The sequence below is a fragment of the Pedobacter sp. genome, assembly GCF_035317785.1.
Classification (GTDB): Bacteria; Bacteroidota; Bacteroidia; order Sphingobacteriales; family Sphingobacteriaceae; genus Pedobacter.
Genome location: NZ_DATHGC010000029.1, coordinates 1 through 13,949, shown reverse-complemented (window position 1 = coordinate 13,949; position 13,949 = coordinate 1). Strand labels below are relative to the sequence as shown.

At 45.7% G+C, this 13,949-nt stretch carries 10 protein-coding genes; 5 read left to right on the top strand and 5 right to left on the bottom strand.

From position 1 onward, the window contains the following. Window positions 1-198: 198 nt before the first annotated feature. The 5 genes from VK541_RS02410 (at window position 199) to VK541_RS02390 (ending at window position 8,001) form a co-directional block, all read left to right on the top strand. Window positions 199-846 (top strand): ankyrin repeat domain-containing protein, encoded by a 648-nt coding sequence (locus tag VK541_RS02410; protein WP_324366568.1) that lies wholly within the window; start codon window positions 199-201, stop codon window positions 844-846. Window positions 847-1,025: 179 nt separating this feature from the next. Continuing rightward, on the top strand, window positions 1,026-4,241 hold the full coding sequence (locus VK541_RS02405; RefSeq protein WP_324366566.1) for a TonB-dependent receptor: 3,216 nt from the start codon (window positions 1,026-1,028) through the stop codon (window positions 4,239-4,241). Window positions 4,242-4,280: 39 nt separating this feature from the next. Continuing rightward, a complete protein-coding gene (locus tag VK541_RS02400; RefSeq protein ID WP_324366565.1) occupies window positions 4,281-6,029 on the top strand; it encodes a RagB/SusD family nutrient uptake outer membrane protein in 1,749 nt (582 codons plus the stop codon). A gap of 23 nt (window positions 6,030-6,052) precedes the next feature. Next, entirely contained in the window at window positions 6,053-7,231 is a 1,179-nt protein-coding gene (locus VK541_RS02395; RefSeq protein ID WP_324366563.1) for an Sb-PDE family phosphodiesterase, read from the top strand. Then, window positions 7,228-8,001, top strand: a complete 774-nt coding sequence (locus tag VK541_RS02390) for an endonuclease/exonuclease/phosphatase family protein (protein ID WP_324366561.1) — start codon at window positions 7,228-7,230, stop codon at window positions 7,999-8,001. The genes VK541_RS02395 and VK541_RS02390 overlap by 4 nt, the downstream gene beginning before the upstream one ends. A 7-nt stretch (window positions 8,002-8,008) precedes the next feature. Here the strand turns inward: VK541_RS02390 and VK541_RS02385 are convergent, their stop codons facing one another. The 5 genes from VK541_RS02385 to VK541_RS02365 form a co-directional block, all read right to left on the bottom strand. Continuing rightward, on the bottom strand, window positions 8,009-9,013 hold the full coding sequence (locus tag VK541_RS02385) for a LacI family DNA-binding transcriptional regulator (RefSeq protein ID WP_324366559.1): 1,005 nt from the start codon (window positions 9,011-9,013) through the stop codon (window positions 8,009-8,011). 191 nt (window positions 9,014-9,204) lie between these two features. Beyond that, window positions 9,205-9,834 carry a hypothetical protein gene (locus VK541_RS02380; RefSeq protein ID WP_324366557.1) on the bottom strand — a complete coding sequence of 210 codons (630 nt, stop codon included), beginning with the start codon at window positions 9,832-9,834 and terminating at the stop codon, window positions 9,205-9,207. Window positions 9,835-9,887: 53 nt separating this feature from the next. Beyond that, a complete protein-coding gene (locus VK541_RS02375) occupies window positions 9,888-11,321 on the bottom strand; it encodes a sialate O-acetylesterase (protein ID WP_324366555.1) in 1,434 nt (477 codons plus the stop codon). Beyond that, on the bottom strand, window positions 11,318-13,576 hold the full coding sequence (locus VK541_RS02370; RefSeq protein ID WP_324366553.1) for a DUF2961 domain-containing protein: 2,259 nt from the start codon (window positions 13,574-13,576) through the stop codon (window positions 11,318-11,320). The genes VK541_RS02375 and VK541_RS02370 overlap by 4 nt, the downstream gene beginning before the upstream one ends. Further along, the coding region (locus tag VK541_RS02365) for a histidinol dehydrogenase (protein WP_324366551.1) at window positions 13,573-13,949 on the bottom strand (377 nt) is incomplete at its 5' end. The genes VK541_RS02370 and VK541_RS02365, both read right to left, overlap by 4 nt.

The following is a 13,949-nucleotide window of genomic DNA, read 5'->3' as shown; positions in this document are numbered from 1 at the left end:
ACGACACGCTGACGGTGGTTTGGCAGGTATCTGGAAAGAAACAGTTTTTATTGAAGCTGAACGAGACACTCGCGGCAATCCCTGATATCATCAGCTTCAGTTAAACTTTGTATCATTAGTGAATCTCTGCTTCTAGTAAACATCATGGATTTTTCTTCAAATTTTTAGTAAATTCAGATAACCAATTCACTGAACACTATGTCAAGCCTGAACCAACTGATGCTCGATGCCGCCGTAAAAGGGGACCTGAAAACCGTAGAACAACTGGTTTCCCAGGGCGCCGACATCAATTTTACCGACCAATGGGCAAACTGCGCCGTGTTTACCGCGGCATGGGAAGGCAATATCGAATTACTCGACCTCTGTCATCGCCTGGACGCGGAACTCGAACTGGAAGACACCAACCCTTTATGCAACGCAGCCTATAATGGTCAATACGAGTCGGTAAAATGGCTGGTCGAACACGGTGCAAATACCGGTTTCAGCTTCCGGAAAACTGGCGAAAATGCGCTGCACTACACCATTAGCAAGACCAGTGAGATCGGCCAGCGGACCGAGATCGTCAGGCTCCTGATCAAATCAGGCACCGACGTGAACAAAAAGACCATCAAAGGGGAATCTACGCTTTGCTTCATGCGGGATGCATTTCTGAAAGCCGAAACACCGCTCCACCGCGCAGCGGCATACGGGAATGAGGCCATCATCACTTTATTGCTGGAAGCCGGGGCCGACCCGGCGGCAAAAGATGCCAATGGCGATACACCCATCTCCTGGGGCAGCTGGCACCTGAGGGATTCAGCAGTCCTTCGCTTACTTCTTTATGGAGATGTGCCCCGCATAGGCTAAACCAACATCATTCCCCTGTTCTGCCAAAAGATATATTGCTGTTACATAACCTTAATCCCCGCTTAATAAACCCGCGGTTTTTTAATCTAAAGGTAATGCTGAGCCCATGCCCCGTTAATTTGATTTGAATAACATTGCCCTCAATTAATTCACAACAAATAATAGGTTAGGGACAACACATGAAGTATTTTTACGACTCATTCAAACTCTTATTCGCTGCCATCCTGTTTAGCTTTCTTTTACCGCTACAGGCCAGTGCGCAGAGCAAAATCTCAGGAACAGTTACAGACGACGCCAGGCTTCCGATACCGGGAGCCAGTGTATTTATCAAAGGAAGCAAAGTAGGCACTACAACCGACGGCGATGGTAATTTCAGCATCCTCGCCAAAAGCGGGGATATCGTGATATTTACCTACATCGGAACATTAAGGCAGGAGATCCTGATCGGCAATCAAACCTCCTTAAATGTGCAGCTCAAAGCAGATTCCAAGTCACTGGATGATGTGGTAGTGGTCGGTTATGGTACGCAAAAGAAGGCAAATCTGACCGGCGCAGTCGACCAGGTCGGCAGCGAATATTTTGAAGACCGGCCCCTTCCAAGTGCTACAAGGGGTCTGCAGGGGGTCATTCCCAATTTAAACATCAAAATGACCGATGGTAAACCTACACGCGGAGCCACCTACAACATCAGGGGAACTACTTCTATTGGTGCCGGTGGTAGTGCGCTGGTGCTCATCGACGGTGTACCCGGAGATCCGGAAACGCTAAACCCAAATGATATTGAAAGTGTTTCAGTATTGAAGGATGCGTCTTCCGCAGCCATTTACGGATCCAGGGGTGCGTTTGGTGTGGTACTCATCACCACCAAATCGCCAAAGCCAAACCAGATCCAGGTAAATTACAATACCAACTATTCCATCAATCAGAGGACGACCACTCCTGATCTCATTTCAGATGGTTATATATGGGCAAAGAACTTTGACGAGTCTTTCAATGCCTGGAACGATTATTTGTCACATCCGCAGAGCATCAACTCTCAATTGCCGTTTTCTCTTGCCGATCTGGATTCACTCAAAGCCAGGCACGACAACCCTTCATTGCCAAAAGTTTCCATTGACCCGACAAACGGAACTTACAAATATTATGGAAGTACCGATTGGATGAAAGAACTGTACAAAGACAACAATGCTACTATGGAGCATGCTTTAAGCATTGGCGGCGGATCCGATAAAGTGAGTTTCCAGATGTCCGGTCGCTTTTATACTCAGGAAGGTGTTTTCAGGTACAGTTCAGACGATTTCAACAAATACAACATTCGCTTTAAAGGCAACATTAAAGTAAACGACTGGTTCAGCATAGCGACCAACTCAGATTTTTCAAGCAACAAATATACCTATCCGCTTACTGCTGTCGGCGGGCTCAATGCCATCTGGAGAATGATGGCCGTGACCGCATTCCCGGTATCGCCAATGCTAAATCCAGATGGGTCAATGACCATTGTAGGGGCTTATTCTATAGGTGATTTCTATACCGGAAAAAGCACATCGGACGCAAAGGAAACTTTCAACAGAAACACCATTGGATTTACAGCAACGCCTATCAAAGATAAATTGGTCATCAAGGGTGATTTCTCTTATTTAAACAGCAGAGAAGGTGATCAACGTAAGTTCTTCCCGGTGCCTTACAGCATTAAACCGGGTGAAACCATTACTTCCGGGCTCAACTATCTCGGTGAAAGTGAGACTACCGAAAACTATTATGGCTCCAACCTTTTCGGCGAATTCACCCAGCAGCTGGGCGATCATCAGCTCAAGCTGATCGTTGGGGGCAATATTGAGTACGATTCCAGGAAGTTCAGGTATAGTCAGCGTGACGGGGCCATTGTAGACAATCTGCCCGACTTTAACCTGGCCACCGGGCTCAATTACCGGTTAACGGGTGGCGGGGCGGAATGGGCTACAGCTGGTATTTTTTACCGTGCCAATTATTCGTATAAAAACAAATACCTGCTGGAACTGGATGGCAGGTACGACGGGTCTTCAAAGTTTCCTCAAACGCAGGCATTTGGGTTTTTCCCGTCTGCATCTGCTGGCTGGGTGATCACTGAAGAGAAATTTGCTGAAAGCTGGAAACCTGTATTGAATGTACTCAAAATAAGGGGCTCATACGGTTCACTGGGTAATGGCAATATACCGCCGTATACTTTCCTTCAGACGATAGCGCCCGGTACTTCAGGAATGATCATGAACGGTTCTTTTGCCAATTACATCAGTGTGCCGCGGGTACTGCCTGACGGACTGACCTGGGAAAAATCTACCACACTTGATCTCGGTGCTGACATAGAACTGCTTAAAGGACGTCTAACGGCAAACTTTGACTGGTACAATAGAAAAACAACCAACATGATCACCGTAGGTCAGCCGCTTCCTGCCGTATTCGGTGCCGGCGTTCCTTTGGGCAATTACGCTGATCTAAGCACAAAAGGATGGGAACTGTCCCTGAGCTGGAGGGACCGGATCGGTACCACCAATCCTTTTACTTACAGCATGCGTGTAACCATCGCGGATAACATCTCTACGATCACCAAATTCTATAATCCAAATATGCTGCTGTCCACCTATTATACCGGTCAGAGGCTCGGAAGTATCTGGGGTTTTGAGACGGAAGGGTTCTTTACTTCGGAGGAAGACATTAAGCAGCATGCCGATCAGAAGTACTTTGTGGTATCCAACACCAATAAACTGCTTCCCGGTGATATTAAATTCAGGGATCTCAATGGTGATGGTGTTGTCAACAATGGCAGTAACACATTGGATAAACCGGGCGATCAGCGCATCATCGGCAACTCTGAGATCAGGCTGCCTTATGGCATTACCGGCGATATGGGCTACAAAAACTTTTCACTTTCTTTCTTTTTTCAGGGGGTAGGCAAGCGCGACTGGTATCCTTCTACAGAAGCAGCATTTTTCTGGGGACAGAACAACAGGCCATACAGCTTTCTTCCTGCGTTCAACCTGGACAGGTGGTCTGAAGAGAATCCTGATCAGAATGCTTATTTCCCAAGATACAGAGGTTACACCGCTTTATCCGGCACAAGGGAATTGGCCGTGCGCCAGACCCGCTACCTGCAGGATGCGAGTTACATCAGGTTAAAAAATCTTACCATCGGTTATTCCCTGCCTGCGTCAGTGGTCAGCAGGTGGAAGATCAGTACGCTCAGGGTATTCCTGACCGGTCAAAATCTTTGGACTTATTCACCGATGTACAAGATCACCAAAAACTTTGACCCTGAGGTTATTGAAGGTTCTGATCCCGAGATCAACGCGGGTGGTGGAGATGGCTTCTCTTATCCGATGCAGAAAACCTATACGCTGGGTGTGAATATTGGCTTTTAATTAATGAACGACATGTATTTCAATTTAAAATATAAAGTGATGAACATAAAAAATATAGTGCTGATGCTCATGTTGGTCATGGCATTCAGCTCCTGCAAAAAGTTCCTGGATATCGATCCGGTAGACAAACTGACACCTGAACAGGCTTTTTCAACAGAGAACAATCTCCAGCTTTACGTGAATTCTTTTTATCTGAACGCGCTTCCGGACGGTCCGGGTGTATACCAGGCTGATGTGATGACAGACATCACTGTACCCAATGCAGTCCCTAACTACCTCAGTGGTAAACTGAGTGTCCAGGATGTCGGTGCATGGAACTTTAGTCCTTTGAGGAATATCAATTACTTCCTTGAAAACTACAACAATAACCCTGCTATTTCGGTAAAGGCCAGAAATCATTTTGCCGGGATTGCCCGTTTTTTCCGTGCTTACTTTTACTTCCAGCAGGTAAAGCAATATGGAGATATGCCCTGGTACAGCAAAACACTGGGCATCAATGATCCTGGTCTGTACAAGGCCAGGGATCCGAGAGCGCTGGTGATGGACTCGGTGTTAGCGGATATTAATTTTGCAATCGACAACGTCTATGCGACTAAAGATAATTCTGCCACCCAGATAACAAAATGGGTAGCGCTGGCCCTGAAATCAAGGATCTGCCTTTTTGAAGGCACTTTTACGAAATACCATTCAACGAACATCAGCGCTGCAAATAAATGGCTGGAGGAAAGTGCTTCAGCAGCAGAGCTGCTGATCAAAAGCGGTCAGTACAAACTTCAGGTTGGTACCGACCCGACCAGGGATTACCGTTCTTTGTTCATCAGTGAAAACCCGGTCTCTTCTGAAGTCCTGCTTGCTGCTGTGTACAACAATTCATTGAAAAAATGGCACAACGCCGCATGGTGGTTCAACAGCGCCACACTGGGCGCACGTCTCGGACTGGACAAGAGCTTCATCAATACGTATTTGAAAGCTGACGGCTCCCGCTTTACTGATGATCCTTCGTACAGGACCATGGAATTTCAGAATGAAGTAAAGAATCGTGACAGACGATTACAGCAAACGATAAGAATGGGCGATTACAAACGCACAGACGGTACTCCTGCCCCGCCGGATTTTACAGTAACTTATTCGGGGTACCAGATCCAAAAGTTTTCTATGGATGACAAATATTTTGACACGCGTACAGAAAGTTTCAACTCCGTCCCCATCATGCGCTACGCTGAAGTGCTGTTAAACTATGCGGAGGCCAAAGCTGAGCTGGGTACGCTTTTTCAGGAAGACTGGAATTTAAGCATAGGTGCATTGAGAAAACGCGCTGGAATTGCAAACTCTGATGTAATGCCAGTTAGCGCCGATCCTTACCTGCGAACCAATTTCTATCCGGATGTTGCTAACGTGCTGATCCTCGAGGTAAGAAGAGAGCGTGGCATTGAGTTGGCCGTGGAAGGTTTCCGTTACGATGATCTCAAACGCTGGAAAGCTGCAAAAAACCTGGAAAAACCTTATACCGGTATTTACATTCCTGGCAAAGACCAGTTACTGGATCTTAATGAGGATGGCAAACCGGATGTAAGTTTTGTAGACAAAGTTCCGGCTGTTAAGGTAACCGGCGTTACTTATTTTGTCCTGGACAACAATACCTCTAAACTGTCTGAAGGTACCAAAGGCAATTTATTGTGGCTTAGCACAGCAACAAAAAAATTTGAGGACAAACAGTATTTGTATCCGATATCTGCCAATGAAATACTTCTGAACCCGAATCTGTTACAAAATCCAGACTGGAAATAATGGCTTTAATAAAGATAAAAACCATGCTCATATTATTGCCCTGTTTGGTCTTGAGTATACAAGGCCTGGCCCAGATCCAGGAAAAGGACGACGTGCAAAGGAAAATCTCTCTTCCAGACATCCCAGGTTTTCAAACCCTGAAAGGCGACTTTCACATGCATACCGTTTTTTCAGACGGGCATGTGTGGCCTTCATTCAGGGTCAATGAAGCGCTTCGTGACGGACTGGATGTCATTTCGCTAACCGAGCATATCGATTACGAAGGTTTCCCTGATGAACTGAAAAGAGATTACAACAAGTCTTATCAGATAGCTACCGGGGCAGCAAAAGGTAAAGGTCTGCTGGTGATTAAAGGCGTGGAAATCTCGCCGAGGGTACCGCCCTATCACAACAATGCGTTGTTTGTAAAAGACGCCAACATCCTGCCCATCGACTATATGAAAAGCGGCAAAAAGAAGTTTGTCATGAAGGATAGCATGACGCATGCCCAATTGATCGCTCCTTTCCTGGAGGCAAAAAAGCAGGATGCCTTTGTATTCTATAACCATCCGGGTTATTCCTGGTGGGACAAAAAGGACACGGCGATATTTACATCATTCCATAAAGAGCTTTTGGAAAAGAAGATCCTTGCAGGTGTAGAGGTCGCAAACTCCGGAATTTATAATATCATTGCGCACAGATTGGCCATGAAATACAACCTGACCATGTTTTGCAGTACTGACGAGCATTACGACATGTACCCGAGGTATGCGAAGACACATCGTCCGATGACGCTGGTATTTGCTAAAGACAAAACAGAAGAAGCCATAAAGGAGGCCATGATCGCCAGGAGAACTGCTGTATATTTTGATGATTTCCTGATCGCCAGGCAAGCTGAAGCCGAGGCTTTTTTTAAGGCCGCTGTAAAAGTGACCACAGAAAAGAAAACCAGGAATGGAGAACCGATATTTGAAATCAACATGTTTAATGACAGCGATATTCCGTTTAAGATCCAGGCCTCCGCTGATTATAACATTGAAAAGTTCCCTATGGGGCAGGCGACGCTGGTGCCGCATGATACCACTAAAATGATCCTGAAAGCGATATGGGAGTATCCAAAGCAGCTTGTGCTGAAACTGAAGGTCCAAAACATCCTGATCACACCTGATGAAACGCTGGGCACGCAGTTTGTGTTCATTACTGAAGAAAAAAAGAAAAAATGAAATATATAGGAAGTCTGTTGTTATTGATCTTGTTTATTTACAACCCTTTGTCAGCTCAGAGAATTCACGTCATGAGCTACAACATTCACCATGGTGCAAACAAACAGGAGGTCAACACCTTAAAAGAAATTGGTCTTTTTATTAAAGCATCAGGTGCGGACCTTGTTGGGTTGCAGGAGGTCGACAGCATGTGCAACCGCTCTGGAAATGAGGACCAAATGAAGAAACTGGCTGAAATCACCGGCATGCATTATGCTTTTGTAAGACATTTTGCTTATGACGGTGGTGCGTATGGCTTGGGCATCCTGTCCAGATATCCCATTTCAGATGTAAAGAACGACAGGATCACCTCTCTTCCAAAAGGTACGGAAAAGAAATCGCTGGCCTTGTTATCGGCCAAAATATCTTTGCCCGGCAAGAAAGAAATCATTTTTTCGACGGTGCACTTTGCTTTGGACCAGCCCACCAGAATTACACAATCATTGGAAACTATATCTTATTTGAAAAGAGGTTTGCCGGTTATACTAACCGGTGACCTCAATTCTGAGCCTGGTCAGCAGGAGATTTTGCAGCTGGAAGAAGGTCATGCCAATATCGGTCTGGAGGGTGTCAATGTTTTAACATATCCTGACGACAAGCCAGTCAAAAGAATAGATTACATTTTTGTAAGCAGGGACGATTTGAAAAAGGTGGCAAGCAGCGTGGTGAACAGCAACATTCATCATTCTGATCATCTCCCGCTAATGGCTGAGGTTGTGTTAAAAAAATAGGCAATTCTTATCGCTTGGACTTTACTGAATTTCGTACAATAAGCTGACCGATCATTCTTAATTTCTCTGGCTTTTTGGAGTAGTCGGCTATGCGTTCCAGCAAAATTTCCACGGATCTTGTCACCATATCCTCCAGAGGCTGTTCCCAGGTTGAAAGAAAGTAGGGTGCCCAGCCGCACATCCGGATGTTGTCAAAACCCACTACCGAAATGTCTTCCGGGATTTTAAAACCCATAGTCCGGATTGCATCCATTGCTCCCAGCGCTGTAATGTCATTCACACAGAAGATACAGTCCAGGTTCAGATTCCTGGTGATCAGCTCCTGGGTGGCATTGAACCCGCCATGGTAGGTATAATCGCCTGAAGCAATGATCAGGTCGTGGATATTGTTCTGGTCCAGCACTTCGGTAAAGCCCTTTAGCCGGTCTATGGTTGTCGAAGTATTTGACGGGCCCGAGATAAAGCCAAATGATTGGTGCCCCAGCTTCAGCAGATAAGAAGCGATCTGCTTTGCCGCGTGATAATTATCGCAAAAAACAGAATTGTGATCGCCTTCCTTCGTATAGCGGTTAAAAAGCAACACCGGTATTTCATTGTGTTTGAACTTTTCAGAGGCAGCTTTTGACAGCACAGCGTCGGTAATGACTACACCCGCTATGTTGTATTCCAGCATGTTTTTAATTTCTGCCTCTTCAATGACCTCATTTTCAGAATTGATAAAGATCAGCTGATAACCCAGTGGGGTTAAGCGGTTGTGGAAGATTTCCAGTACGGCGGTATAGAAGGGGTCCCTGATGTTGCGCATGACAATACCGATGATCTTTGTCTTCCTGGTAGTCAGACTTCTTGCATGTGCATTGGGCTGATAGCTGAGTTTATCAGCTGCTTCCATGACCAGCTGCTTTTTCCGTTCAGACACCCTGGTTTCACCTGCAAAAACGCGTGAAACTGTTGCCTGAGAAACTCCGGCGAGGTCGGCTACATCTTTTGAGGTATAATTTTTTTTAATCAAGACTAGATATTTAACTGGGGTTCAGAATGGATACACCTTCGAAAAAGCTAATATACCGCCAATCGTGGAGAGTTCAAAAGATTACAACATGAAAACCGTCTGAAACGGCGATAGACCTTCCCATTTTTGTGTCGGAAAGATCTATCACACAATTGGGATGATCAACTATAAGAACAGCATTTCTTTTGATTTTATTTTAGACCGGTTACTTCGTTTGCATTGTAAAAATTACCTGGCGAATCGGTGCCATAGTAGCCTGTTGTTGCGTCAAAATATTCGATCGTTCCGCTAGTATTGTACCCGGTGATCATCACTACAGACCACACCCAGGTAGTCGGGTTCTGGTGAAATGAAATCAATGGATTTCCATCGTCTATCGCATCTTCAACATCACCGGTGCCGAGGTAGAAGAGAGAATCGCGAAACTCGGTCCATTCGATGAACGATTCCAGCCCGAATTCACCACTTGTGTTGATGTAGTTAATGGCGTCATTCGTAGTACTCAGGCTCTTGTAAACACGGAGCTCCTCTATATAATCGTCAATTGTGCTGCTGCCATTGAAGTACCTCCCTATCAGCCCATAAGTCTGGAATGTCGACATGGCGACCGAAACGGGAGATAGGGACCCGTTTGCTGGAAGGTTGCTGGTGTTTGGCAAGCGGTGATCTGTAAATCTTAATGCCTGTGCGGACCCGGGGGCTGATCCGTTCGCTACTATCCTGTCTTTATCAGTTTTCTGAGTATTTTTGAATCCTGAAAAAAGCGGAATAGCGGCAATAAGCGCGAAAACGATTAAAAAATTGATGACTTTTGTTCTCATGTTGTTTAAGTTAAAGGATGAATAATTGTATATGCTGTTTTATAGACTGAGGATTATTTTTCTCCGGTTTTTACAGGCCAGCTGTCGGTACGAAAGGGCGCTGCAGGCAGATTTTCCTTACTAAAAAGATTGCCCGTTGCGGTATCCGTAAAACCATAACGCACTGCTGCCGGATTTTTCACTTCTTTGCTCCAGGCCGTCAATATATTGTTCTTCACAGTACCTTGTGCAGGATAAAATACCTGGTCCAATCCTGCAATGAATAGTTCTGTTACGACATCACCTTTTATTATCAATCCACTTTCGGCATTATCCATCACGATAATCGCCTTGTCACCCTTAAAACTAACATTTTTAAATACCGGGCTTTTATATGCAATACCTTTCTGATGATAGGTTTCGGCAAGTGCCCAGTTGGACAATCTCAACCCCACATCGTGCTTATTCTGTGGATGAACATCGTTGACATTACTGACCAGATCAGTTGTAACCACCATGCCTGTATTGGGGTGGCTTAAACTTTGCTGCTGCGCCTCCCGCAGCAGCGCACCGGTATGCTTTGCGGCATATCTGTAAGGGGCTATTTGTACATAATAGAAAGGCAGGTTTTTATGCCACGCTCTCCGCCAGGCATCTATCATCGAAGTAAATAACGCGCTGTATGTGCCTGCAGTAATCGTGTTGTTTTCACCCTGGTACCAGATCGTTCCGGCAATGGTATAATTGGTTATCGGAGCGATCATTGCATTATAAGCATACCCCGGCAGATGCGGGCACATGCCGCTGGGTATTATCTTTGCAGCCGCAGCTTTCAATACTTCATTTGAGCTGACAATACTGTCCGGAGTCCACACTTCAGCAGTCGTGCCGCCCCAGCTGGCTGCCACCAGCCCTATTGGAATATCCAGTTTATTATTGAGATGCTTTCCGAAGAAATAAGCAACGGCACTGAAAGATTTTAATGTATTGCTGTCACAGCCTGCCCATTCCCCCTCACCATTTTTCTGTGGATAAGGGGCTGTTGATTTGGGGATGTGAAAAAAGCGGATGTTTTGGTTATAAGCATTGGGAAGCTCTGCCTTTATTTCTTTTAATCCCAGATTGCCGGACATTTCCATGTTGCTTTGTCCGGAGCATACCCAAACTTCTCCAATCAATATGTTTTGGAGTACAATTGAATTGTTGCCTTTTATGTATATGGTGTATGGCCCGCCTGCCGCAGGTGTTTCTATTAACACTTCCCAGCCTGCATCTCTTGTTCCTTCTGCCTGGTAGATCTTATTGTCCCAGGAGGTAGTCAGCGAAATCTTCTCATTGGGATTACTCCAGCCCCAGATCTTAACCTTGCTGTTACGCTGCAGCACCATATTGCTGCTGATGACATTCGGCAGCCGCACATTGCCCCGGGAAGCACTAAAAGTGCAGATCAGCAATAAGCTTGCCTTAAACATCCGGGAGATAATTTCTTTCTGTATAAACCGGGTCATCTTTTAATTTTAAAATCTGGTAATAGATAGCTGTATACTTGATACCGGAGCTCACTCCACAAGCTCTTTTTGGGGAAAGGATGTCCGGGATAAAGCGACTGCTGGCTAGCAATCGGTTTAATCTTAATTCTTACCATTCCGGAGTTTTTGGTAAGGTTTGCCGGTATCAGGAACTCGTCATCCCGAAATCGTCTGTTTGAAGTTCTGGCCTGATATACTCTTGGACTCAGCTCCCCTTTAGGCCTGGAGGTTACAAAAGTATTTGATCCAGCCAGATACCAGATGCCTGCACTTCTCCAGTCCGCCGCTGCCGGTTCTCTTCCTTTTGACAGATCGGCGATAAAAACCTCGGCCATTTGATTGGGATAGCTGTAATCCAGTTTCCGGCGCAACAACACACCAGCGTTACGCGGATCAAGTTTCACATTAAAGGCTGAAATCCCGGCAGAAGCCCTGCCGTCTTCTGAATGTGCGGCATAAATTTCCTTACCAATCAGGTGTTTATAACCTTCCATCTTGCTCAGATCATAACCCCAGGCATGCGCTGGATAGGCATCTGGCCCCCATTCGTATCTGGACAAAATGGTATCAACTTTCGACGTTACTTCTGTTATATAATGGTGGCGCTTTTCGTCTTCAATGCTGCCAATATCCAATGAGTCTGTTTTAACCAGCACGGGTACGGGAACGCCGTACCAATAACATACCGTTTCATAATGTTCCCGCGATACATTTTCATTGTGTTCAAACTTGATAACCGCCCGTTTGCCAAAAGGCATCAGGTCGGAAACCAAAAAGCGGTAAGCAGATTGAATCAGGTCTTTGTCATTAACAGCAGCTTTTTTCTCAGTAGCCCCGCATGGGTGCCCCGCCAGGGGCAAGGTCATATTCTCACCGCCCCAATAATCTCCTCCGCCGGCCCATTCTTCAGTTCCTGTACCATAAGCCTGCGGTGTAAGACTGTCATCAAAGAAAAACCTTGGATCGCCTTCAAGCGTACTCAAATTTGCATTGTGAGAAAAAATAAATGATGTTCCCACAAAATTACCTGACCACTGAGCATGGCCTTCCATTTCCCGGGTATCCAGCCAGGTCATATCCTGGCCAAATTCAGGTTTCGGAATGTCCTTATAGGTTGCGTGGAAATAAGTAGTATTGTGCACTTCATTGGATTTCAGACGGTCATACCTCAACTCAAAATCTATTTCAGTGTGACCTGGTGTAATATTCGTCAACTCAAATCTGGCCGTTTTAAAAAAGGGCATTGGGTAATAACAGGCCAGTTCTACCTTTCCCGCTATATAGTCATAGCGAATATTGATGGGCAGTCCTTTCACCAAAAATTCTTTTTCATCCCGGTTGAAAAACGTGCCGGCCCCAAAAAATAAACACAAAGGTGCATCTATAGAGGCATGGGCAGAATTGTCCCAGGTTACTTTTAATCGTATGCGCTCAAGGTTTATCGCCTCATTTAATGGCAGTGTGAGTTTTAAAGCTTTTACAGAGGATGATGCCGATTCAACATGAGCCAGGGTCAAGGATTTCTGGTTAAGTAAAATCCGGCGCTTAAGTTTTTTGATGTTAGCCGGCGCGATGTCAGTTCCTGCCCTGTTAAACAGTTGAACGATGTCTTTATCAGGCTCAATATTGCTGTTCCAGGAGCGTAAGGGCCCGGAAAGTGCCTGTTCATTGGCATATAAATGATAAATGTAATAGCCTGTACCATAAAAGGTACGCGAGTAGGCAATCTGCAGGGAATCTCTGAAAGGCATTGGCGTCCAGATCAGGTCTGCCCCTTTTGTTGTCCCCCAGGTCCAGGCCAGCGGTTGCGGGAAGGCTTTTTGAGGGATGAATGCTGTTGTTTTGAATTTACCTGCGGCATCAACAGGATCGGCTGTTGCGGTTTCGCTTACCAGATGATCTGACCCATCAATCTTGAAATGCCATGGACTTCCATGCCAGTGGTTTGTTCTGAAAAAATAAAGAACGCCTTTCCCCTTAACATCCAGGGTTACATTTTCATCTTCTCTGTTCATAAAGAGAAAGTTCGAAGCATCATATCCAGCGCCTGTCCGGTCATAGGTACTTCGCATGTAAGCCCGGACGCCAATGCGTTGTTGAGGCAGCAAATCCCACATCCGGAAAGCATCATAAGCATGGGGAATGCGTGAATCACGTGGCCTGACTTTCTGTGCAAATAGATCCAACCGTGGCTGCCACAGTAACAATACAGTTAAATAGATCAATACTCTCATTTTTTATACCATTTAACTCGCAGGGCTGCCTGTTCTTTATGACCGGCAAAACCCTCCAGGTCGCATAAGCGCATCGCGTATTCGCCGATCAGCACGCTGGCCTCAGGTGTGCAGCGCTGGTAGGTACAGTTTTTAAGAAATTTGCCAACCCAAAGGCCGCCTGTATATCTGGCGGCCTTCATCGTCGGCAGCGTATGATTGGTACCAATCACCTTATCACCATAAGCCACATTGGTTTCAGGTCCCAGAAACAATGCACCGTAATTGGTCATGTGCTCCAGGAAATAATTGGGTTCACGGGTTAGCACTTCCACGTGCTCATACGCAAGTCTGTCGGCTTCTGCTGCCGCTTCCTTTTCATCGGCTACTAAAA

Bases quoted from the DNA above. Each gene is read 5' to 3' on its own strand.
- VK541_RS02380 (WP_324366557.1), bottom strand. From the start codon at position 9,834: ATGAGAACAAAAGTCATCAATTTTTTAATCGTTTTCGCGCTTATTGCC.
- VK541_RS02395 (WP_324366563.1), top strand. From the start codon at position 6,053: ATGCTCATATTATTGCCCTGTTTGGTCTTGAGTATACAAGGCCTGGCC.
- VK541_RS02405 (WP_324366566.1), top strand. From the start codon at position 1,026: ATGAAGTATTTTTACGACTCATTCAAACTCTTATTCGCTGCCATCCTG.
- VK541_RS02400 (WP_324366565.1), top strand. From the start codon at position 4,281: ATGAACATAAAAAATATAGTGCTGATGCTCATGTTGGTCATGGCATTC.
- VK541_RS02390 (WP_324366561.1), top strand. From the start codon at position 7,228: ATGAAATATATAGGAAGTCTGTTGTTATTGATCTTGTTTATTTACAAC.
- VK541_RS02370 (WP_324366553.1), bottom strand. From the start codon at position 13,576: ATGAGAGTATTGATCTATTTAACTGTATTGTTACTGTGGCAGCCACGG.
- VK541_RS02410 (WP_324366568.1), top strand. From the start codon at position 199: ATGTCAAGCCTGAACCAACTGATGCTCGATGCCGCCGTAAAAGGGGAC.
- VK541_RS02375 (WP_324366555.1), bottom strand. From the start codon at position 11,321: ATGACCCGGTTTATACAGAAAGAAATTATCTCCCGGATGTTTAAGGCA.